The following is a 21,588-nucleotide window of genomic DNA, read 5'->3' as shown; positions in this document are numbered from 1 at the left end:
AGCACGGTCGTAATGGCAAAGAGGACGGTCGCAATGGCGGAAAACACTCAAAAAAGAGGAAAAAGTCCCTTTTTGAGGTCAAAAAAACGGATTAACATTTGTTTTGTTTCGGATGTCTTTTGAGCCGGAAAAATACGTTTTATACAATAAGCCCCCCTTTTGAACAATTATTATTTAGAAATGGACTTTGATTCTGACTATGCCTATCTGTTTTATATATGGATTAGAATCGCTATTTTTGTAACTAATCATATTTATAGATTTAAAAAATAATCAAGATGAGAAAGAATTTTGGAGCAAAACCGTGGAGCTATCCTCAACCCGTGTTTATCGTTGCGACTTATGATGAGGAAGGAACGCCTGATGCCATGAATGCCGCATGGGGAGGTATTGACTTGGATGACCAGATAAACCTGTGCCTGAGTGCCGGTCACAAGACCGTGAAAAATCTGCTTGCTACAAAAGCTTTCACTGTGAGTATGGGCACGGTAGAACAATTGGTTGCCTGTGATTATGTAGGTATTGTTTCCGGAAACAAAGAGCCGGATAAGTTTGCCAAAGCCGGTTTTCATGCTATGAAGTCCGAATTTGTAAATGCTCCGCTCATTGACGAACTGCCGATGGCCATTGAGTGTGAACTCATATCGTATGATTCCGAAACCTGCCACCTTGTGGGTCGCATCATCAATGTCTCGGCAGATGAATCCGTGTTGGATGAAAAAGGTAAGATCGACCCAGCCAAGCTACGTCCTATCACCTTTGATCCGGTACATAACGACTATCTTGTAATCGGTGAAAAAGTAGGGAATGCATTCAAGGATGGAGTGGCATTAAGGTAAATGTAAAATGAAGATACTGGAAACTGAGCGGTTAATATTGAGAACGCTGGTACAGGACGATTTTGATGAGGTATGCAAGTTGTTACAGGATAGTGAAGTTATGTACGCTTACGAAGGGCCCTTCAGCGATCAGGAAGTGCAGGAGTGGCTGGATAAACAGTTCAGGCGCTATCGGCATGACGGTTTCGGCTTATGGGGCGTGGTGGAGAAAAGCAGTAACGAGTTGATCGGGCAATGCGGCATTACTTATCAAGAATTTGACGGAAAACAAATTGCCGAAGTCGGCTATCTGTTCCGGAAAGAGTTTTGGCATAAAGGCTTTGCCACCGAAGCGGCTATCGCTTGCCGGGAATATGCCTTTCATGCGCTTGGTTTCAACGAAGTTTATTCTATCATCCGGGATACGAATATCGCTTCCCAAAAAGTGGCACAACGTAACGGGATGGAGAAAGTCGCAACTTTCGTCAAGCACTATCGGGGTGTGGATATGCCGCATTTCGTTTATAAGAAAAAGTGAACTATCTGCATCTGGTCGGACGGATACGTCTGAACAAATTCGTCCTGATTATGATTATATAATAAAAGCCCTCTTCTTTTGCACGGATTGTAAGGATGAAAAGGGCTTTTCCTTTGTTTTTGAAAGGTTTGCCGAAACGGCATCATTTTATATAATAATTTAACTAAATGGCGGATAAAATGATTATTTCTATTAATGTGTCAAATAAATTGCGATTGTATGAATAATATGTAATATAATGTAAGTATCTTTGCACGCAAAATAAAAAACAAGTTAGAACCAAATGGAAGTACTTAAACACGAGTGTGGAGTCGCCATGGTCCGGTTACTAAAGCCTTTGGAATATTATCATCAGAAGTATGGTACCTGGATGTATGGGCTCAATAAGCTCTATTTGTTGATGGAAAAGCAGCATAACCGCGGTCAGGAGGGAGCCGGTTTAGCCTGCGTTAAGTTAGAAGCCAGCCCCGGTGAAGAATATATGTTTCGGGAAAGAGCATTAGGAACCGGAGCTATTACCGAAATATTCGCTGACGTTCATCAACATTACAAAGATTTACCACCCGGTAAGCTGAACGATCCGTTTTTTGCTAAGACAGACCTTCCTTTTGCAGGAGAACTTTATATGGGACACCTGCGTTACAGTACAACCGGTAAATCCGGTATTTCCTACGTCCATCCTTTTTTACGCCGCAACAACTGGAGAGCCAAGAACCTCGCTCTTTGCGGTAATTTCAATCTTACCAACGTTCAACATATTTTCGAAGAGATAACAGCCATCGGTCAGCACCCGCGCGCCTATGCCGACACCTTTATCATGCTCGAGCAGGTGGGACACCGCCTGGATCGCGAGGTAGAACGTCTGTATCAGAAATACGAGGCCGAGGGGTTGACGGGCATGGATATTACAAACGCAATCGAGGCGAATGTGGATCTGGCGAATGTCCTGAAACGTTGCGCTCCGCAGTGGGACGGCGGTTACGTGATCTGCGGGCTGACCGGAAGCGGGGAGTCCTTCAGCGTTCGCGATCCCTGGGGCATCCGTCCGGCTTTCTATTATGCCGACGACGAGATTGTGATCCTGGCCAGTGAGCGTCCGGTTATCCAGACAGCCATGAACGTACATGCGGAAGATATCCGCGAACTGCAAAGGGGAGAAGCCCTCTTTATCAACAAGAAAGGCGAATGGCGCACGTCGCAGATCGTGGAGCCGAAAGAGAATAAAGCTTGCTCGTTTGAGCGCATCTACTTCTCCCGGGGTAGCGATGTGGATATTTACAAAGAGCGCAAACGCTTGGGGGAAAACCTGGTTCCGGCCATTCTGAAATCGGTGGACAACGATCTGAACCATACTGTCTTCTCTTTCATCCCCAACACGGCCGAGGTGGCCTATTTCGGCATGCAGGAGGGATTGAACGAATACCTGAACAAGGTCAAGAAGGAATGGATCGCCGACCGCAGCCACCTGTTGCTGGAAAAAGAACTGGAACAGATACTTTCCATGCGCGTCCGGTGCGAGAAAGTGGCGATTAAGGATATAAAATTGCGTACTTTTATCGCCGAAGGCAACAGCCGCAACGATTTGGCAACCCATGTGTATGATATTACTTACGGCAGCATCGTGCCCGATGTGGACAACCTGGTCGTGATAGACGACAGTATCGTGCGCGGGACAACCCTTCGGCAAAGTATCATCGGAATCCTGGATCGTCTGCATCCGAAGAAAATCGTGATTGTCTCGTCCTCGCCGCAGGTGCGTTATCCGGACTATTACGGCATCGACATGTCGCGTATGAACGAGTTCATCGCTTTCAAGGCTGCTGTTGCCCTGCTGAAAGACCGGGGTATGGAAAACATTCTGCTGGATGCCTACCGCAAGGCGAAGAAGCAACAGGCCGGGCAGGACGGAACGATTGTGAATTATGTCAAGGAAATATATGCGTCTTTCACCGACGAAGAGATTTCCGCCAAGATGGTGGAACTGCTTACTCCGGCCGGTACACGGGCGAAGGTGGAGATTGTCTACCAGACGCTCGAAGGCCTGCACGCATCTTGCCCGAATCATCCGGGAGACTGGTATTTCTCGGGAGATTATCCGACACCCGGCGGCACTCGCATGGTGAACGAAGCGTTTATTCATTATATGGAAGAAGAATATTTAGTCAATTAAAAGAAATATGCAAGTTAGAAAAACAGCGACATTGGTTTTGGATGACGGAAGCGAGTTCCACGGCTTCTCTTTTGGTTACGATAAGGCGGTAGCCGGCGAAGTGGTGTTCAATACTGCCATGACCGGTTATCCGGAAAGCCTTACCGATCCTTCGTATGCCGGTCAGTTGATGGTGCTGACCTATCCGTTGGTCGGAAACTACGGAGTACCTCCTTTCTCTATCGAAGAGAACGATCTGCCTACGTTTATGGAGAGTGAGAAAATCCATGCGGAGGCAATTATTGTGAGTGACTATAGCGAAGAATATAGCCACTGGAATGCTGTGGAAAGCCTGAGTGACTGGCTGAAGCGGGAAATGATTCCCGGAATTACGGGCATAGACACCCGTGCATTGACAAAAAAGATACGCGAGCATGGGGTAATGATGGGACGCATCGTTATCAGCGATGCCGATAACGAAGTGGAAAGTGGAAAGGTGAAAGATGAAAGTGAAATGCCGGATTACGGAAGCATCAACTACGTCGACCGTGTCTCTTGCAAAGATATCATCGTCTACCGGCCCGACGGCACCTCTTCCACTTACCCTATAGGCTCTGATAACTTTCAACTTTCATCTTTCAACTCTCAACTGAAGCATGTTGTGCTTCTCGACTGCGGCGTGAAAGCGAATATCATACGCTGCCTGCTGAAACGGAATGTGACTGTTGTTCGCGTCCCCTGGGACTACGACTTCAATACGCTGGAATACGACGGGCTTTTCATCTCGAACGGTCCCGGCGACCCGGATACCTGCGATGTGGCTGTCCAGCATATCCGCAAGGCACTTGCCGGAGACAAACCGATCTGCGGCATCTGCATGGGAAACCAGTTGCTTGCCAAGGCGGGCGGCGCTTCTATCTATAAACTGAAATACGGCCACCGTAGCCATAACCAGCCGGTTCGCATGGTCGGGACGGAGAGGTGCTTCATCACCAGCCAGAATCATGGTTATGCCGTAGACAACGATACGTTAGGTGCAGACTGGGAGCCGCTCTTTATCAATATGAACGACGGGACGAACGAAGGCATCAAGCATAAGACGAAGCCTTTCTTCTCTTCCCAGTTCCACCCCGAAGCATGCAGCGGACCGACGGATACGGAGTTTATCTTCGATAAGTTTGTAGCGTTGCTTTAACCTGATTTTTAAGATTAATACGAATAACAATGAAAGAAGATATAAAGAAAGTCCTGGTACTCGGTTCCGGAGCCCTCAAGATAGGGGAAGCGGGCGAGTTCGATTATTCAGGCAGCCAGGCGTTGAAGGCCATTAAGGAAGAAGGCATCGAGACAGTGCTTATCAACCCGAACATCGCGACGGTGCAGACCTCGGAAGGCGTGGCAGACACGGTCTATTTCTTGCCTGTCACCCCGTTCTTCGTCGAGAAGGTGATTGCCAAGGAACGTCCCGAAGGCATCCTGTTAGCGTTCGGCGGACAGACGGCGTTGAACTGCGGCGTTGCGCTCTACCAGAGCGGCGTGCTGGAAAAATATAACGTCCGTGTGCTCGGTACTCCGGTGCAGGCCATCATGGATACGGAAGACCGTGAACTGTTTGTCCGTAAGCTCGATGAGATCGGCGTGAAGACCATCAAGAGCGAGGCGGTGGAGAATGCGGCGGATGCCCGTCGTGCAGCAGCCGAGTTGGGCTATCCGGTGATTGTCCGCGCTGCATACGCGTTGGGCGGCCTGGGTTCCGGCTTCTGCGACAACGAGGCGGAACTGGATGTGCTGGTTGAAAAAGCCTTCTCTTTCTCGCCCCAGGTATTGGTCGAGAAGAGCCTGAAAGGCTGGAAGGAAGTGGAGTATGAAGTGGTGCGCGACCGTTTCGACAACTGTATCACGGTTTGTAACATGGAAAACTTCGACCCGTTAGGCATCCACACCGGTGAAAGTATCGTCATTGCTCCGTCACAAACGCTGACCAACAGCGAATATCATAAACTGCGCGAGTTAGCTATCCGCATCATCCGCCATATCGGTATCGTGGGCGAATGTAACGTACAGTATGCCTTCGACCCCGAAAGCGAGGACTACCGCGTGATCGAGGTGAACGCCCGTCTGAGCCGTTCCTCCGCATTAGCATCGAAGGCGACAGGCTACCCGCTTGCCTTTGTCGCTGCCAAGTTAGGGTTAGGCTACGGCCTGTTCGACCTGAAAAACTCGGTGACGAAGACGACGAGTGCATTCTTCGAACCGGCTCTCGACTACGTGGTTTGCAAGATTCCGCGCTGGGACTTGGGTAAGTTCCACGGCGTAGCCCGCGAATTAGGTTCGAGCATGAAATCCGTCGGCGAGGTAATGGCTATCGGCCGTACGTTCGAAGAGGCTATCCAGAAAGGCCTGCGTATGATCGGGCAGGGGATGCACGGTTTCGTGGAAAACAAAGAGTTAGTGATTGAAGACATCGACAAGGCGCTTCACGAGCCGACCGACCGCCGTATCTTCGCGATCTCCAAAGCATTCCGCGCCGGATATACGGTCGACCAGATACATGAACTGACCAAGATAGACCGTTGGTTCCTGCAGAAGCTTTATGGCATCATGCAGACCTCCAAGGAGCTTCACAAATTGACAATTGACAATGGACAATTGACAATTAAGAAAGAAGAGAAGGACTCTAATTGTCAATTGTCCATTGTCCATTGTCCATTGCTTCGCATGGCGAAGCAGCAGGGATTCTCCGACTTCCAGATTGCCCGCGCTTTCGGCCTCGAAGAAGATATCGAGAAGGGTATGATGTTGGTTCGCCAGTATCGTAAAGCGCACGGCATTGTCCCGGTGGTGAAACAGATCGACACGCTGGCAGCCGAATATCCGGCACAGACCAACTATCTGTATCTGACCTACAGCGGGACGGAAAACGATGTCCAGTATGTAGGCGACCACCGTTCCATTGTTGTCTTAGGTTCGGGCGCTTACCGTATCGGCAGCTCGGTAGAGTTCGACTGGTGCGGCGTGCAGGCGCTGAACACGATCCGCAAGGAGGGCTGGCGTTCGGTAATGATCAACTATAATCCTGAAACGGTTTCGACCGACTACGATATGTGCGACCGCCTTTACTTCGACGAACTGACCTTCGAGCGTGTCATGGATATCCTCGAACTGGAGAATCCGCACGGCGTGATTGTCTCTACGGGCGGGCAGATTCCGAATAACCTGGCTATGCGTCTCGACGAACAGCATGTCAACATCTTAGGAACGTCGGCCAAGAGCATCGACAATGCCGAAGACCGCGAGAAGTTCTCCGCCATGCTGGACCGCATCGGTGTGGACCAGCCGCGCTGGAAAGAGCTTTCCTCGATGGACGATATCAACGATTTCGTGGCCGAAGTAGGCTTCCCGGTGCTGGTTCGTCCGAGTTACGTGCTGAGCGGTGCGGCGATGAACGTCTGCTCTAACCAGGAAGAGTTGGAACGCTTCCTGCAACTGGCGGCTAACGTGTCGAAGAAACATCCGGTCGTGGTCAGCCAGTTTATCGAACATGCCAAAGAGGTGGAAATGGATGCAGTGGCCGATAAGGGCGAGATCGTGATGTATGCGATCTCCGAGCATATCGAGTTTGCCGGGGTGCACTCGGGTGATGCGACTATCCAGTTCCCGTCGCAGAAGTTGTATGTCGAAACCGTGCGCCGCATCAAACGGATCAGCCGTCAGATTGCGAAAGAACTGAATATTTCCGGTCCGTTCAATATCCAGTATCTGGCTAAAGGCAACGAAATAAAGGTGATCGAGTGTAACCTCCGTGCGAGCCGTTCCTTCCCGTTTGTCAGCAAGGTGTTGAAGATAAACCTGATTGAATTGGCTACCCGCATCATGTTGGGCCTGCCTGTCGAAAAGCCGAGTAAGAACGAGTTCGACCTGGATTATGTGGGGATCAAAGCCTCCCAGTTCTCTTTCAACCGCTTGCAGAAGGCCGACCCGGTTCTGGGTGTCGACATGGCTTCGACGGGCGAAGTAGGCTGTATTGGCGACGACCTCTCCGAAGCGGTCCTGAAGAGTATGCTTTCCGTCGGCCTCCGCATTCCGGAAAAGAGTATCCTGCTCTCTACCGGCACGCCGAAACAGAAAGTGGCCATGTTGGACGCTGCCCGGATGCTGGCCGAAAAAGGCTACACCCTCTACGCAACAGGCGGTACGCACCGCTTCCTCGAAGAAAACGGTATCTCCAACACGCAGGTGTTCTGGCCGAGCGAAGCGGACAAACAGCCGCAGGCACTCGACATGCTGCACGAAAAGAAGATCGACATGGTCGTCAACATCCCGCGTGACCTCTCGGCCGGCGAACTGGACAACGGCTATAAGATCCGCCGTGCCGCCATCGACCTGAACATCCCGCTGATCACGAACGCCCGCCTGGCAAGCGCCTTTATCGAGGCGTTCTGCACGCTGAGTCTGGATGATATACAGATTAAGAGTTGGCAAGAGTATAAATGATGTTACTTTTGGCTTGATCCAAAAGTAACCAAAAGATCAAGGCCGAACCTGCTTCGCTACTCCGTTCCCTTCGTTCGCTGTCGCGTCTGAAACTCGCTTCGCTCAAACAGCAGACGCTCCGGACGCTCACTGCGGTCTCTGCGCTTAACGCTCACCAGCTTAGGCCGGAGGTAGAGCCTGACGGCTCTGTTGAGGATTGTGATACCGCCTGTTCCTTGTCCCCGTGCTTGACACGGGGCCGCAAAGGAGCAGGCGGTATCGGCCATCTTAAGAGAAAGCGGAGCTTTCTAAGAAAGGCCTAAGCGGACGGGCGTCAAGCGGAGGGTAAAGGCGAAGCGGCAGGAGCCTGCGCTGTCTGAGCGAAGCGAGTTTCGCAGGCGACAGCGTAGCCTTTGCCCGGAGTAGCCCGGACGGTTAAGCCTTGAACTTTTGGTTACTTTTCTTTCAAGAGAAAAGTAACATCGTTATCTTTGTAGTATTATAAAATAAACCAATATGAAGATAGGATTATTTATCCCCTGTTATATCAATGCGGTATACCCGGAAGTTGGTGTTGCTTCTTATAAACTACTGAAAAGCCTCGGTTTGGATGTGGACTATCCGCTGGACCAGACTTGCTGCGGTCAGCCGATGGCGAACGCCGGTTTCGAGCATGAATCGTTGGGGTTGGCTGTCCGGATGGAGGAGTTGTTCAGCAAATACGATTATGTGGTAGGCCCTTCCGCCAGTTGTGTGGCTTTCGTCAAGGAAAACCATCCCGGCATCCTCGAGAAAGCCGGACATGTGTGTATGAACAGCAAGAAGATATATGATATCTGCGAGTTCTTGCACGATGTCGTGAAAGTGAAAGAACTGAAAGCCGAGTTTCCCCATAAGGTGAGCATTCATAATAGCTGCCACGGTGTGCGCGAGTTGCATCTCTCTTCTCCCAGCGAGCGTAATATCCCGTATTATTCCAAGTTGCGCGACCTCCTTTCTCTGGTACGGGGCATCGAGATATTCGAGCCGAAACGCATAGACGAGTGTTGCGGTTTCGGCGGTATGTTTGCCGTAGAGGAACCGGAAGTATCCGTCTGCATGGGGCAGGACAAGGTGAAAGACCACATGAGCACGGGGGCCGAATACATCACCGGCGCCGACAGCTCTTGCCTGATGCATATGGAAGGCGTGATCAAGCGCGACAATCTTCCTGTCAAAACGATTCATATTGTTGAAATATTAGCCTCCGGATTATGAGCACGAAACATTCAAAAGCGGCTGCCCGCTTCATCGCGAACCGCAAACAGGAAGCCTGGCACGACGAAACCCTCTGGATGGTACGTGCCAAACGGGATAAAATGAGCCATTCGATTCCCGAATGGGAACGCTTGCGCGAACTGGCCTCGGACATCAAGCTCTATTCGAACAGCCACCTCGACACCCTGCTCGAGGAGTTCGAAAAGAATGCCCTTGCCAACGGAGCCATTGTCCATTGGGCGAAAAATGCGGCGGAACATAACGCCATCGTGCAGGAAATCCTCCGCCAACACGATGCCCATACGCTGATTAAGAGCAAATCCATGCTGACGGAAGAATGCGGCATGAACGAATTTCTGCAGGAGCAGGGCTATGACATCATCGAAAGCGACCTGGGCGAGCGTATCCTGCAATGGATGCATCTCCATCCCAGCCATATCGTGATGCCGGCCATTCACATCAAACGCCAGGAAGTCGGCGAGATGATGGAGCGCGTACTGGGTACGGAAAAAGGCAATTCCGACCCGACCTATCTGACACATGCCGTGCGGAAGAACATGCGTGAAAAGTTCCTGACCGCCGATGTTGCGATGACGGGGGCTAACTTTGCCGTCGCTTCGACCGGCGAGATCGTGGTTTGTACCAACGAGGGAAATGCCGATATGGGAACGTCCTTTCCGAAAGTCCATATCGCAACGTTCGGAATGGAAAAGATTGTCCCTTCCCGGGAGGCATTGGGCGTCTTCACCCGCCTGCTGGCACGTTCCGGTACGGGACAGCCGGTCACATCCTATACCTCTCACTATTGCAAACCGAAAGAGGGCGGCGAATTTCATATTATCATTGTCGATAACGGCCGTAGCGACATCCTGGCACGTCCCGACCATATCCGCATGCTCAACTGCATCCGGTGTGGGGAATGCATGAATACGTGTCCGGTTTATCGCCGCACGGGCGGTTATTCCTATACCTATTTTATACCTGGTCCGGTCGGTATCAACCTGGGAATGTTGAAAGACCCGGTGAAGTATTCGGATAATGTGTCCGCCTGCTCGCTCTGTCTCTCCTGTTCCAATGTCTGCCCGGTCAAGATAGACCTCGGCGAGCAGATCTACCGTTGGCGTCAGGATCTGGACAGGATAGGGAAGGCGAGTACGGAGAAGAAGATTATGTCCGGCGGCATGAAGTTCCTGATGGAACGCCCGAAACTGTTCAACACCGCTTTGCGGTTTGCCCCGTTAGTGAACAAGATGCCCCGTTTTATGATCTACAATGGTCTGAATGCGTGGGGTAAAGGCCGCGAGCTGCCCACCTTCGCCAAACAGTCTTTCAATGATATGTGGAAAAACAACAAGATAAAATAACGACAACAATGAGTAGTAAAAACGACATATTATCCGCAATCCGCAGTCACACCGGCAAACGCTACAACATGCCTGACCTGACACTGGATGCGATCGTTTACGAAGATAAAATCGCCCAATTCTCCGACGCCCTGCAAGCTGCCGGAGGAAAAGCCGTTCTTTTGCAGCCCGGTGAAGACGTCAACGACATCATCCGCCAGCATTTTCCGGATGCCGCCCGTATTGCGTCTAACCTGCCCGATATCACCTGTGCGACCTTCAATCCCGACGACCTTGCCGACCCTCGTGAGTTGAACAACACCGATCTTGCCATCGTGGAAGGCCATTTCGGTGTAGCCGAAAACGGGGCTGTCTGGATCACCCGTCAAGTGAAACATAAGGCTCTGTATTTCATTTCCAACAGTCTGGTTATGCTGATCGACAGAGAGGCGATCGTGAATAATATGCATGAAGCCTATAAACGGACGGAAGGTATGACCTATGATTTTGGAGCCTTCATCTCCGGCCCTTCCAAGACTGCCGATATCGAACAGGCGCTTGTGTTTGGTGCACATGGACCGGTCGGAGTATTGGTGATATTGAAGTAAATAAAAATACGGATTTCACGGATTAACATGATCATTTATTGGTCGAGTCCGCGAAATCCGTAAAATCCGGATATTGTTTTTATGATTTGTTGAACAAAGAAGCAATCCATAATACCAGAATCGCTCCGACTGTAGCCGTAATCAGGCTGCCGATTATGCCGGAAGCCGCAATTCCGAACAGACCGAATACCCAGCCGCCCAAAACGCCGCCTATTATTCCTAAAATCAAATTGATTATCACTCCGAAGCCACCGCCCCGCATTATTTTACCGGCAAGAAAACCGGCAACTATCCCTATAAGAATGTACCATAAGAACCCCATAGCTTTTAAATTTTATATTATACGTATATATAACTGTTTGTAAAGGAACAAAGTTGTCTTTGAAGGCAATTTTCTGTTGATACGGATTTGTTTCGTAAAACAACTGGTGATATCGAAAAAACGTATATCTTTGCGGTCATAAATTATATAAGTATTCCGATGAAAATATCCAAGTAAGCCGGTTTCTGTCCGGCCTTTCCCCCAGTGCCACTCTCCGGCACGTTTGTGAATTATCCTTTTAGTTTTAATTTCTTAATCCAAAGAAAACTATGTGCATATCCGTACATCAGCTATGCTATGTTCATGCCGACAAAGAACCACTTTTTCAGAACATCAATTTAACAGTTAATAAAGGACAGCGTTTGGCGCTGGTCGGCAATAATGGTTCCGGTAAATCGACCTTACTGCGTATTCTCGAAGGAAGCCTGAAACCCTCCTCAGGAGAGGTTGTATGTACTTCCCGGCCTTATTACGTCCCGCAACATTTCGGGCAGTTCGACCACCTGACGGTGGCGGAGGCTTTGCGGGTGGACGGACCGATAAAGGCACTTCATGCTATTCTTGCGGGCGACGCTTCGGTGGAAAATTTTACCCGTCTGAATGACGATTGGAGTGTGGAGGAACGTTGCCTCTCGGCTCTTGCTTTCTGGGATTTGGAACATCTGCAATTATCCCAACCGATGCATTCGTTGAGCGGAGGGGAAAAGACAAAGGTGTTCCTTTCCGGCATTTCGGTTCATACACCGGAAATAATCCTGATGGACGAACCGACGAACCATCTGGATATATCCAGTCGGGACAAACTCTATGAAATGGTCCGGACCGGGCGTTCGACCCTGTTGATTGTCAGCCATGACCGGACGTTGCTGAACCTTTTACCAGGCATCTGCGAGCTGGAAAGGAACGGCGTCACTCTCTACGGCGGCAATTATGATTTTTACAGGGAGCAGAAGGAACTGGCTTTGACAGCCTTGCAGAACCAGTTGGATGAAAAGGAAAAAGAGTTGCGCCTGGCTCGCAAAGTGGCCCGTGAAACGTTGGAACGGAAGAATAAAGCGAATGCCCATAGCGATAAGACGAGTTTTAAAAAGGGCATTTCGCGGATGGCAGTCAATACGCTGAAAGATAAAGCAGAGAAGAGTACTGTCCGGCTGAATGATGTCCACGAGGAGAAGATCGTTTCCCTGCAAAGTTCGGTCGCGGAACTCCAGAACACAATCCCTGATATGCGGGCGCTTCAGACGAACTTTAATTCTTCCGCCTTACACACCGGCAAGATACTGATAACTGCCGAACAGGTCAACTTCGGTTATTCTTCTTCTTGCCTGTGGTCGTCGCCGCTGGATTTCCGGATCAGGAGTGGAGACCGCGTCCATATCACCGGGAATAACGGGAGCGGGAAAACGACTCTGGTCAGGCTTTTACTGGGCGAATTGCAGCCGGTGTCCGGAGTAATCACGCGGGCTGATTTCAGTTATCTTTATATCGACCAGGAATGTTCTGTAATCGATCCCGCCCTGACTGTCTTTGAACAGACGGAACGCTTCAATACCGGACATAAGGCGGAGCATGAACTGAAATCGATCCTGAACCGTTATCTGTTTCCTTACGGGACGTGGGATAAACCTTGCGCCTGTCTGAGTGGGGGAGAGAAGATACGCCTGCTGTTCTGCTGCCTGATGATTGGCAATAATACGCCGGATCTGTTTATTTTAGACGAACCGACGAACAATCTGGATATTCGGAGTGTTGAGATAATAACAGCGGCTATAAAGAGTTATAGAGGAACGGTGCTGTTGATCTCGCATGATCTTTATTTTGTGAAAGAAATACAAATAAACCGCTCCATTAAACTTTTTAATTCCGGACCTGTTATTAAGACATAGTGTTTTTCATGGTATTAGAATTAAGTTAGATTAGGTTATCCGTCCCGTTCGCGAGAATAGGACGGTTTTCTTTTTTATCTGATTTGCCGTTTCCTTTCAGGGTTTGTATTTTGAAGCTGTCAGGATGGCTTGGCTGTCGTTGTTCTGCATCAGAGCTTCGGGCGTAGCATCCGTTTCCTTCATATATTTGTCAACAATCTGCCAACCAATCCAACTGCCGATGTTTCCAGGAGCGTCGCTGGAGAGGAACACCGATGGCGTACTATCGAAATATTTGGTGGTAGTCATCTGGTCGGGAGTATAGAGATGTTTGCGTTCTATGATTGCCTTCCACAGGTTGGCTTCGTTTTCCTTGCACCAGTTATAGGAAGCCACCGTGTAGCCCATTAGCTGTTCGGGCGTCAGTTCGGGGAATGCCTGGTGGATCAGGTATTTTATTTTTCCTTCATAAATCATGCGGTCCAGCAGCACATTCTCTTTTCCTTCAAACGGATATTCGGACATCAACCAACCGGCCAGATAGTCGGGAACGATATGTTCGGGCGTCATGAGGCGGCGTTGGAAATCATAGAAGAACTCCTGATAGAGCGGGTATTCTTCGCCTAAGTATTTATCGATCGAGATAGATAGCAGGCTGTCGCCGACCAATACATTCTGGTTAAAACCGGAAACGTGCATATAAATAGCCGGAATCTGCATGGATGGGAAACAAGCTTTCAGCCATGCGAAACCGTTGCCTAATTGTTGTTCGATCTGTGATACGTCGTCATATTGGCGGATAGCATCGGCATACAGGCTTTTCAGCGTCGGTTCGGAATAGTAGCTTGTCAGCTTATCGAAGAATCCGGGCATTGCCGGCGATTTCATATTCAGGATGCCTTTCCCGAGGACGTCGAGCATTTGGGGATATCCGCCGGTGATTTCTGCTTGTCGGGTTGAGTCGCCTGTATCGACCAGCTTAAAAAGCTCTTTGTCGAAACGGTTGATTTTTACCGGAGCAGCCGACGTGACGGCAGCCGGAATATGTGTATTCTGTCCGTTACAACTAAACAGGTAGAACGACAGGGAAAGTATCAGCAGTAATTTTGATTTCATAAGAATTTCATTTGAATCGACAACGTTACCAATAATAACGGATGTAGTTACATTATATTGTACAATCCCTTCTTTGTATTCACTCGAACGAATGTCGATGATTCACATATCAACAAATGCAGTACTTCATGGGTTTATAGTGCCGTAAAGGAATGAATAACCCGGCAGATAGAATGAACGATGCGGGATGTGTGCTCCTTCGATACCTACCCGCTATTCATGTTACAGCCGTGAAACAAAAGATTACCGTTTGATCAGCACTGTCAGTCGCAAGGAGAGGTCGAAGAAGACCATTTTTGCATTTACGTTCTGTGTCACATGGCGTTCTGCCTTTGCCAATTCGTCCATGATGTCGATTACATTCCGCTCATTGATAAAAGGAGCGAACTTCACAGCGAAACCGGCTTCGTCTAAATTCATATAATTAAGTTCCGGCGATTGGAAACGGTACATGAAATTCTCGCGTATCAGATGTTGGCAGTACGCCAGGAAGTTTTTCTGCCGTTCGCGGCCGATGCTTGCCAATACGTCCGCCATATCTTTCATGCCCCTGACATTCCGCGCCCAGGAGTTACGCATCATACCTTTGAATTGTTCCAGATAGAATTTGTTCTCTTCCCCTAAGCTGATTGCTTCGACTGCTTTCAGGTAGCTGCCGTTTGCCAGGTGGGCGACATGCTTGGCGTCTTCGGGAGCCAGTCCGAAGCGGGAGATCATAGAGGTTGTGATATCTTCCGGTTGAATGCCCCGCACATTGATACGCTGTGCACGCGAAAGAATCGTTCCTAAAACCAGGTCGGGAAGTTCCGATACCATCAGGATAACTGTGTTCTGCGGCGGTTCCTCAATGATTTTCAGGAGCTTGTTGGCACAGGTCGGATGCAGTTTTTCAGGCAGCCAGACCAGCAGTATCCGGTAGGTCGCTTCATATATTTTGAGGCTTAGCTTGCGGATAATTTCATCGCTTTCCTTCGAATAGATCAATGCCTGCGAATTGCCTGCATCGATATAATCCAGCCAGTTGTCAATATCGAAATAAGGACGGTCTTTCAGGAAACCCCGCCATTCGGTGAGGTAATCGTCGCAGACTTCCTTCTTCTTCTCTTTCTTGGAAATAATCGGAAACACGAAGTGGAGATCCGGGTGTGCCAGTTCGTTGTACTTCAGACATGACGGGCAATGGCCGCAAGAATCCGTTTCCGTCCGATCCGTGCAGTTCAGGTAGCGTGCATAAGCCAATGCAAGAGGAAAAGCGCCTGCACCGCCCTGTTCCGTGAAAAGTTGTGCATGCGGGACGACGCCTGTTTGCGCCGATTGTATAAGTCGTTTTTTTATATCTTCCTGACCGATAATATCTTTGAAGTACATGTATGCTCCTTATTGAGTTGATAGAGCAAAGGTACGAATAATTTTTTCTTTGATGCCTTTCGCAATAAAAAGCAGGAGCAAAAAAGGATATAAAGCCAGATCCATTGCAATAAACAAAACGTATTTCATCTTCGTAAAAATTATAATTTTACCAGTAAGACGGTGATGTCTTGAAAAACCCCTATCCAATAACAATCTTTTTTTTCATTTTGTTGCATAACTTCTGATATTTTGTCGATTTTATCCGGGTGAGGTTTTTACCGATTGGATGACTCTTCTTTTTATATTATTCCTGTTTGTGACAAAATGTAATGTTTTACTGTGGTTTATTTGGTTTTGTAGGTCTGATTTATACTTTTGTATTATTTTGTTTTGCTACTTTGATTTCAAAATGATAGTTCTTATCTTTGCATTGTGAAGAATAACAAATAAACTCTGGCAGTATTATGAATGTATGCAAAAATGACGCTTCTATTCTGATTATATATACAGGCGGTACTATCGGAATGATAGAAAACCCGGAAACAGGCTCTTTGGAAGCCTTTAATTTTGAGCATTTGGAAGAACACGTCCCTGAACTGAAAAATCTTGGATATAAAGTCTCTTCCATCCAGTTTAATCCTCCGATGGATTCTTCGGAAATGGGACCGGATTCATGGATGAAGATTGTACAGATCATCGCGGAAAACTATCATGACTATAATGGTTTTGTCGTGTTGCATGGGACTGATACGATGGCGTTTACCGCATCCGCCCTGAGTTTTATGCTCGAGAACCTGAGCAAACCGGTGATCCTGACCGGTTCGCAGCTTCCGATCGGCATGCTTCGTACGGATGGAAAGGAAAATCTGATTACAGCAATAGAGATTGCCGCTGCCCGGGAAAACGATATGCCGTTGGTGCCCGAAGTCTGTATTTTCTTTGAGAACGATCTTTTGCGTGGAAACCGGACCAGCAAGACGAATGCCGATAATTTCAATGCTTTCCGTTCCTATAATTACCCGCCGTTGGCGCATGCCGGCATTTCGATTAAATATGATTTTCCCCAGATTTATCATCCGGTATCCAGAAAGCCGTTGAAGCCTCATTATCTGTTGGACCGGAATATTGCTATTCTGAAGATTTTCCCCGGAATCTCTCCATTGGTGGTGGAAAGCATCCTGAATATTCCCGGATTGAAAGGTGTCGTGATGGAGACGTTCGGCAGCGGAAATGCTCCCGGATATGACTGGCTGTTGGAAATGTTGAAAGATGCGGTCGACCGGGGCATTGTCATTGTCAATGTCACACAATGCCTGGCCGGGAGCGTGGAAATGCATCGCTATGAAACCGGACGAAGATTGCTGGACGCCGGTGTCGTGAGCGGTTACGACAGTACGACCGAATGTGCGGTAGCCAAACTGATGTTTCTGTTCGGGCACGGCATGACACCGGACGAAGTAAAGGAACATCTGAACTGTTCGCTGATCGGAGAGATTACTATTGTTTGAGAATATATTTCATGAGCATGGAAACATATTTTCATGGGCATGGAAATATTGTTTTATGCCCATGAAAAGAATTCCGTATTTCAATAGACCTCTTTTGCCACCTTATAGACGCTATCCGAAGCCATCATCGTATAGAAATGCAGACTCGGAACGCCATGCGCAATCAAGTCTTTGCATTGCTGGATGCACCATTCGACACCGACGGCCTTTGCCTCTTCGTCAGTCTTGCATTTGCGAAGCTCTGTTGCGAACGGTTCGGGGATGTCCGAACGGAATATCTTAGGCAGGACGGTCAGTTGGTTCTTAAATACGATCGGCTTGATTCCGGGAATAATGGGGACTGTAATGCCTTCCGCACGGCAACGGTCAACGAATGAGTAATATTTCTCGTTGTCGAAAAACATTTGTGTCACCAGATAATCCGCCCCGTTCTTTACTTTCTCTTTCAGATAGAAAATATCCGATTCCATATTGGGCGCCTCTTCATGCTTTTCCGGATAGCAAGCCATTCCGTAAGAGTACGGAGTTTCGTTCGCCTCAAATCTCGATCCGTCCAGGGCAATACCTTTATTGAAGTTGTTCACTTGTTCCTGAAGGTCGGTTGCATGTTCGTGATACAGGTCCGTGTTTTGTCCGGCTTCGATTGTTTTCACATCTCCGCGAAGCAGCAACAGGTCATAAACGCCTAAAAAATTCAGGTCGATCAGTGCATATTCCGTCTCGTCCTTCGTGAATCCCTTACATATAATATGAGGCACAGCCGTGATGTTATATTTATTCTGGATAGCCGAAGCGATGGCAACCGAACCGGGGCGTTTGCGGATATTCACCTTCTGGATGCTGCCGTCCGGCAACGTCTTATAAATATATTCGCTGTGGTGAGACGTTATATTAATGTATTTAGGATCGAATTCTATCAGTTTGTCTATGACATTATAGACTTTCTGTATGCTGTTCCCTTTCAGTGGAGGAAGTATTTCAAATGAAAAAGCAGTGCTCTTGCTATTATTGATCAGATCGATTACTTTCATATTGTGCTATATTTTGCCACAAAAGTAATAAATCCTACCTGTTCCTGCAATCTGAGATTATAAAATCCTCGGATTTAAAGTTGCTGTAATACCTTCCGGAAATTGCCGTGAACCGCAAAACACAGTAATCCGGGTCTGTTACTCCCTCCGGATAATACATTGTGTCGCCGTCTTGCCAGATCATTTCTTTGCTGGCATTGTCGGTCAGGACTTCCATTGTGCCGCGCAGCATGACGCCCCGGAAGAAACGCCTGTCGCAGAAGTATATGCAGGCATGGTTATCTTTCAGATACTGGGCAACGCGCCTGGATGACGTATTCGTAGTAAAATAGAATGTTTGAATCCCTTCACGTTTCCGGGGCTGTAACATCGCTTTTATATTCGGAAATCCTTCCGCATCTATCGAGCCGATAAAAGAAATAGACTGTTTGTCGGCTATGGCTCCAATTGTTTTTTCTGCATCTTTCATTGTGTTCTGTTTTATTGATTAATATTATCTTTTTCCTGTTTTTATTACAGGACGAAATTAGTAAATATAGGGATACGCTCCTAATCTCTAAATCTTCTATACCTGGTGGCCTTTAAATAAATTGCTAATAATCAGAATAATGAACGGGTTTTATTCGTGTGTTAATACCGATTGTCTTGTTGGCCGATAATTATAAGTCGTATGATCGACGGTTATCGGCATCGGATTAGTTGCCGGGGAAATTTCAGATACATCCCGGTCTATTTTCAAATAGGTTTAGGTGAAGACTTTCTTTTAGCGACTTTTTTGTTTCGATCTGTCGTTTTATTAATATCTTTGCGTTCAATAATCTAATTACGATAAGATATGGAAAATATGAATTGGTCTGATCTGGCATTCGGTTATATGAAGACAGACTATAATGTAAGGTGTTACTATCGAGATGGCAAATGGGGGGAGCTGGAAGTGAGTTCTTCCGAAATCATTAATATTCATATGGCGGCTACTTGTCTGCATTATGGACAGGAGTCGTTTGAAGGGCTGAAAGCGTTCAAAGGGAAAGACGGCAAGATCCGTGTGTTCCGTATGGACGAGAACGGCAAACGCATGCAGTCTTCCAGCCGTGGTATCAAGATGGCTGAACTGCCCGTCGAGATGTTCGAGGAGGCGGTCCGCAAGGTGGTGAAGCTGAACGAACGTTTTGTTCCGCCTTATGAAAGCGGCGCAGCCTTGTATATCCGTCCGTTGATGATCGGTTTGGGCGCGCAGGTGGGCGTGAAACCGGCTCCCGAATATATGTTCATGGTATTTGTTACTCCGGTAGGACCGTATTTCAAAGGCGGTTTCAAACCTTCCAAAGTGTGTATCATGCGCGAATACGACCGTGCAGCTCCACAGGGAACCGGTACGATCAAAGTAGGTGGTAACTATGCAGCCAGTTTAGTTGCCGGTGAAAGAGCTCACGAACTGGGTTATGCAGCTGTTCTGTATCTGGACCCGAAAGAAAAGAAATATCTGGACGAATGCGGTCCGGCTAACTTCTTCGGTATTCGCGGCAACAGCTATATCACTCCGCAATCCCATTCGATCCTACCTTCTATTACGAACAAGAGTTTGCAACAGTTGGCTGTCGATATGGGCCTGACAGTGGAACGCCGTCCGATCCCGGTAGAGGAAATCGCTACATTCGACGAAGCAGCCGAATGCGGAACAGCTGCCGTTATCGCTCCGATCTCGCAGATCGACGACCTGGATATTAATAAATCGTATGTTATCGCCAAAGACGGCAAGCCGGGTCCTGTGTGCGAAAAGCTATACAATAAATTGCGTGCTATTCAATATGGTGACGAGCCTGATACGTATGGTTGGGTCACGGTAATTGAATAAGTAGTTTGAACATTGGAAATTGAAAATTGAGAATGCCGTTTGTTAGTTTGAACTTTATCTTTTTATAATAAAATTGCAATCTCGGCATTGCAAATAAGAAAAGATTCTTATCTTTGTGCCGGTAATTTTCAATTTTTAATTTTCAATTTTCAATTACCAAGTGGAATCATTCTTTAAAACACATAAATACCTGGTAGAGCACTTGTATTCGCCGGTTCGCAGAGGACTGATGGATGAGATCGACTGGAACGACCGGTTGATCGGCATAAAAGGTTCCCGCGGAGTAGGGAAGACGACTTTTCTGCTGGATTATGCCCGTGAACATTTTGGTGCGGATAATAAGGAGTGTCTCTACATCAATCTGAATCATTTTTATTTCACGGAACGTACGCTGGTCGATTTTGCTTCTGAATTCAGGGCAAAGGGAGGAAAAGTGCTGCTGATCGATCAGGTATTCAAATATTCGGGATGGTCCAAAGAACTCCGGTATTGCTTTGATAACTTCACAGATCTGAAGATCATATTTTCCGGTTCGTCCGTGATGCGGTTGAAAGAAGAAAATCCGGATCTGTCGGGCAAGGTGGTTTCTTATAACCTGAGAGGTTTTTCATTCCGTGAGTTTTTTAACCTGATGTCCGGGAATAGTTTTCCGGCATACACATTTGATGAAATACTGGCAAACCATCAGGAGATTGCGAAAGGAATCTGTTCGGTGGGGAAACCGATGGCATATTTTCAGGATTATTTGCATCATGGTTTTTACCCGTTCTTCTTAGAGAAACGCAATTTCTCGGAGAACCTGCTGAAAACGATGAATATGATGCTGGAAGTAGACGTGTTATACATAAAACAAATCGAACAAAGTTATCTGCCAAAACTGCGGAAACTGCTTTACCTGTTGGCGATAAGTGCCCCTTGTACGCCCAATGTAAGCCAGTTGAGCAAGGATATAGAAACGTCAAGAGCTACGGTGATGAACTATATCAAATACCTGACTGATGCCCGTTTGATGAATATGCTTTATCCGGTGGGAGAGTCGTTCCCCAAGAAGCCGTCTAAGGTATATATGTACAACTCCAATCTGATGTATCCCATCCGGCCGATGGAAGTGAATATGCAGTCTGTGCGCGAATCATTCTTTTATAACCAGTTGTTGAAAGACAACAAACTGAATGAAGGCGGAAAGAATGCCCACTTCTTAGTGAACGGGACCTATAATTTCAGGATTGAAGAAAACATGAAAGTGAAGAACAACCCTGATCTGTATTATGCGATCGATAAGGTTGAAGTAGGAGAGGGTAACATGATCCCGCTTTGGCTTTTCGGCTTTTTATATTGAAATATTTTTAAATACT

The 21,588-nt window shown here is 47.7% G+C and carries 17 protein-coding genes; 12 read left to right on the top strand and 5 right to left on the bottom strand.

From position 1 onward, the window contains the following. Positions 1–278 precede the first annotated feature (278 nt). The 8 genes from DWU89_RS11505 to DWU89_RS11470 all read left to right on the top strand — a co-directional run bounded on the left by DWU89_RS11505 (position 279) and on the right by DWU89_RS11470 (position 11,186). Entirely contained in the window at positions 279–839 is a 561-nt protein-coding gene (locus DWU89_RS11505) for a flavin reductase family protein (RefSeq protein WP_115499796.1), read from the top strand. Between the two features lie 7 nt (positions 840–846). Next, positions 847–1,356 carry a GNAT family N-acetyltransferase gene (locus tag DWU89_RS11500; RefSeq protein ID WP_115499795.1) on the top strand — a complete coding sequence of 170 codons (510 nt, stop codon included), beginning with the start codon at positions 847–849 and terminating at the stop codon, positions 1,354–1,356. A gap of 283 nt (positions 1,357–1,639) precedes the next feature. Then, positions 1,640–3,526: an amidophosphoribosyltransferase gene (locus tag DWU89_RS11495; protein ID WP_115499794.1), complete on the top strand. Its 1,887-nt coding sequence runs from the start codon at positions 1,640–1,642 to the stop codon at positions 3,524–3,526. Positions 3,527–3,533: 7 nt separating this feature from the next. Continuing rightward, on the top strand, positions 3,534–4,700 hold the full coding sequence (gene carA, locus DWU89_RS11490; protein ID WP_115499793.1) for a glutamine-hydrolyzing carbamoyl-phosphate synthase small subunit: 1,167 nt from the start codon (positions 3,534–3,536) through the stop codon (positions 4,698–4,700). 29 nt (positions 4,701–4,729) lie between these two features. After that, positions 4,730–7,999: a carbamoyl-phosphate synthase (glutamine-hydrolyzing) large subunit gene (gene carB, locus DWU89_RS11485; protein WP_115499792.1), complete on the top strand. Its 3,270-nt coding sequence runs from the start codon at positions 4,730–4,732 to the stop codon at positions 7,997–7,999. A 495-nt stretch (positions 8,000–8,494) separates the two neighbouring features. After that, complete coding sequence (locus tag DWU89_RS11480) at positions 8,495–9,235, top strand: (Fe-S)-binding protein (RefSeq protein ID WP_115499791.1); 741 nt, start codon at positions 8,495–8,497, stop codon at positions 9,233–9,235. Further along, positions 9,232–10,599, top strand: a complete 1,368-nt coding sequence (locus DWU89_RS11475; RefSeq protein WP_115499790.1) for a lactate utilization protein B — start codon at positions 9,232–9,234, stop codon at positions 10,597–10,599. Before DWU89_RS11480 ends, DWU89_RS11475 begins: the two co-directional genes overlap by 4 nt. Positions 10,600–10,607: 8 nt before the next feature. Beyond that, the gene (locus DWU89_RS11470) at positions 10,608–11,186 is read left to right on the top strand and encodes a LutC/YkgG family protein (protein WP_115499789.1); all 579 of its coding nucleotides are present in this window, start codon (positions 10,608–10,610) and stop codon (positions 11,184–11,186) included. Positions 11,187–11,265: 79 nt separating this feature from the next. On the opposite strand, the gene DWU89_RS11465 is transcribed toward DWU89_RS11470, so the two are convergent. Next, positions 11,266–11,508 carry a GlsB/YeaQ/YmgE family stress response membrane protein gene (locus DWU89_RS11465; RefSeq protein ID WP_115499788.1) on the bottom strand — a complete coding sequence of 81 codons (243 nt, stop codon included), beginning with the start codon at positions 11,506–11,508 and terminating at the stop codon, positions 11,266–11,268. A gap of 269 nt (positions 11,509–11,777) precedes the next feature. On the opposite strand from DWU89_RS11465, the gene DWU89_RS11460 reads away from it, so the two are divergent. Further along, entirely contained in the window at positions 11,778–13,394 is a 1,617-nt protein-coding gene (locus DWU89_RS11460; protein WP_115499787.1) for an ABC-F family ATP-binding cassette domain-containing protein, read from the top strand. Positions 13,395–13,490: 96 nt separating this feature from the next. Here DWU89_RS11460 and gldB read toward each other — a convergent pair whose 3' ends face one another. Together gldB and DWU89_RS11450 are read right to left on the bottom strand one after the other, a co-directional pair. Further along, entirely contained in the window at positions 13,491–14,489 is a 999-nt protein-coding gene (gene gldB / locus DWU89_RS11455) for a gliding motility lipoprotein GldB (protein WP_115499786.1), read from the bottom strand. Positions 14,490–14,732: 243 nt separating this feature from the next. Then, on the bottom strand, positions 14,733–15,857 hold the full coding sequence (locus tag DWU89_RS11450) for a DNA polymerase III subunit (RefSeq protein ID WP_115499785.1): 1,125 nt from the start codon (positions 15,855–15,857) through the stop codon (positions 14,733–14,735). A 446-nt stretch (positions 15,858–16,303) separates the two neighbouring features. Here DWU89_RS11450 and DWU89_RS11440 point away from each other — a divergent pair, with 446 nt between their 5' ends. Further along, the gene (locus tag DWU89_RS11440; RefSeq protein ID WP_115499783.1) at positions 16,304–17,347 is read left to right on the top strand and encodes an asparaginase; all 1,044 of its coding nucleotides are present in this window, start codon (positions 16,304–16,306) and stop codon (positions 17,345–17,347) included. An 80-nt stretch (positions 17,348–17,427) separates the two neighbouring features. Here DWU89_RS11440 and metF read toward each other — a convergent pair whose 3' ends face one another. Both metF and DWU89_RS11430 read right to left on the bottom strand, forming a co-directional pair. Beyond that, a complete protein-coding gene (gene metF, locus DWU89_RS11435; RefSeq protein ID WP_115499782.1) occupies positions 17,428–18,378 on the bottom strand; it encodes a methylenetetrahydrofolate reductase [NAD(P)H] in 951 nt (316 codons plus the stop codon). A 34-nt stretch (positions 18,379–18,412) separates the two neighbouring features. Then, complete coding sequence (locus DWU89_RS11430) at positions 18,413–18,847, bottom strand: pyridoxamine 5'-phosphate oxidase family protein (RefSeq protein WP_115499781.1); 435 nt, start codon at positions 18,845–18,847, stop codon at positions 18,413–18,415. A 366-nt stretch (positions 18,848–19,213) separates the two neighbouring features. Here DWU89_RS11430 and DWU89_RS11425 point away from each other — a divergent pair, with 366 nt between their 5' ends. Both DWU89_RS11425 and DWU89_RS11420 read left to right on the top strand, forming a co-directional pair. Then, a complete protein-coding gene (locus DWU89_RS11425; RefSeq protein WP_115499780.1) occupies positions 19,214–20,233 on the top strand; it encodes a branched-chain amino acid aminotransferase in 1,020 nt (339 codons plus the stop codon). Positions 20,234–20,393: 160 nt separating this feature from the next. Continuing rightward, positions 20,394–21,572 (top strand): ATP-binding protein, encoded by a 1,179-nt coding sequence (locus DWU89_RS11420; RefSeq protein WP_115499779.1) that lies wholly within the window; start codon positions 20,394–20,396, stop codon positions 21,570–21,572. Positions 21,573–21,588 lie beyond the last annotated feature (16 nt).

The sequence above is a fragment of the Parabacteroides acidifaciens genome (assembly GCF_003363715.1).
In the GTDB taxonomy this organism is placed as follows: Bacteria; Bacteroidota; Bacteroidia; order Bacteroidales; family Tannerellaceae; genus Parabacteroides; species Parabacteroides acidifaciens.
This window is presented reverse-complemented; position numbering and strand designations above follow the sequence as displayed.

What these genes read in the sequence shown, in the direction of transcription:
- DWU89_RS11505 (WP_115499796.1), top strand. Translation starts at nt 279, where the DNA reads ATGAGAAAGAATTTTGGAGCAAAACCGTGGAGCTATCCTCAACCCGTG.
- DWU89_RS11500 (WP_115499795.1), top strand. Translation starts at nt 847, where the DNA reads ATGAAGATACTGGAAACTGAGCGGTTAATATTGAGAACGCTGGTACAG.
- DWU89_RS11495 (WP_115499794.1), top strand. Translation starts at nt 1,640, where the DNA reads ATGGAAGTACTTAAACACGAGTGTGGAGTCGCCATGGTCCGGTTACTA.
- carA (WP_115499793.1), top strand. Translation starts at nt 3,534, where the DNA reads ATGCAAGTTAGAAAAACAGCGACATTGGTTTTGGATGACGGAAGCGAG.
- carB (WP_115499792.1), top strand. Translation starts at nt 4,730, where the DNA reads ATGAAAGAAGATATAAAGAAAGTCCTGGTACTCGGTTCCGGAGCCCTC.
- DWU89_RS11480 (WP_115499791.1), top strand. Translation starts at nt 8,495, where the DNA reads ATGAAGATAGGATTATTTATCCCCTGTTATATCAATGCGGTATACCCG.
- DWU89_RS11475 (WP_115499790.1), top strand. Translation starts at nt 9,232, where the DNA reads ATGAGCACGAAACATTCAAAAGCGGCTGCCCGCTTCATCGCGAACCGC.
- DWU89_RS11470 (WP_115499789.1), top strand. Translation starts at nt 10,608, where the DNA reads ATGAGTAGTAAAAACGACATATTATCCGCAATCCGCAGTCACACCGGC.
- DWU89_RS11465 (WP_115499788.1), bottom strand. Translation starts at nt 11,508, where the DNA reads ATGGGGTTCTTATGGTACATTCTTATAGGGATAGTTGCCGGTTTTCTT.
- DWU89_RS11460 (WP_115499787.1), top strand. Translation starts at nt 11,778, where the DNA reads ATGTGCATATCCGTACATCAGCTATGCTATGTTCATGCCGACAAAGAA.
- gldB (WP_115499786.1), bottom strand. Translation starts at nt 14,489, where the DNA reads ATGAAATCAAAATTACTGCTGATACTTTCCCTGTCGTTCTACCTGTTT.
- DWU89_RS11450 (WP_115499785.1), bottom strand. Translation starts at nt 15,857, where the DNA reads ATGTACTTCAAAGATATTATCGGTCAGGAAGATATAAAAAAACGACTT.
- DWU89_RS11440 (WP_115499783.1), top strand. Translation starts at nt 16,304, where the DNA reads ATGAATGTATGCAAAAATGACGCTTCTATTCTGATTATATATACAGGC.
- metF (WP_115499782.1), bottom strand. Translation starts at nt 18,378, where the DNA reads ATGAAAGTAATCGATCTGATCAATAATAGCAAGAGCACTGCTTTTTCA.
- DWU89_RS11430 (WP_115499781.1), bottom strand. Translation starts at nt 18,847, where the DNA reads ATGAAAGATGCAGAAAAAACAATTGGAGCCATAGCCGACAAACAGTCT.
- DWU89_RS11425 (WP_115499780.1), top strand. Translation starts at nt 19,214, where the DNA reads ATGGAAAATATGAATTGGTCTGATCTGGCATTCGGTTATATGAAGACA.